Below are 380 nucleotides of genomic sequence, written 5' to 3'. Positions count from 1 at the left end.
GCGAGATCAGGACCGAAACGCCAGCGGAAATCGATCTGGATGACGATGCAGCCGTCGCGTCGTGGCTGACAAGGATCGGCCGATGGGCTGAAGCCCGCGCTTCGGCGCTGACCGCGTGGGCTGATCTGCGGCTTGCCTTGAGTGACGCAGAAGACGCTAAAGCTGCGCTCGCAAAGGAGCAGGATACGCTCGCAACGACCCTGATCGGCGTCGGGATCGATGTCGATGGTCTGGACCTTGCGGCCCTGGTGCAGGCAGCCGACTCCATCCTTGCGGACCATGCTGCGATGCAGACCAAGCGGCAGGACGCCCAAAAGCGCATCGGTGAATTGGAAGCAGCCGAGGATCGACGGAAAGCGGAGCTGGACGAAGCGACCAAT

General features: G+C 62.6%; 1 protein-coding gene. It reads left to right on the top strand.

All coding sequences use genetic code 11. The features are described 5' to 3' along the window. A partial coding sequence (locus CEV33_RS23905) for a hypothetical protein (protein ID WP_167388083.1) occupies positions 1–380 on the top strand: 380 nt, incomplete at both ends.

It is taken from the genome of Brucella grignonensis (genome assembly GCF_002252505.1).
Lineage (GTDB): Bacteria > Pseudomonadota > Alphaproteobacteria > Rhizobiales > Rhizobiaceae > Brucella > Brucella grignonensis.
The sequence above is the reverse complement of the archived record's forward strand: the minus strand, read 5'-3'. Positions and strand labels throughout refer to the sequence as shown.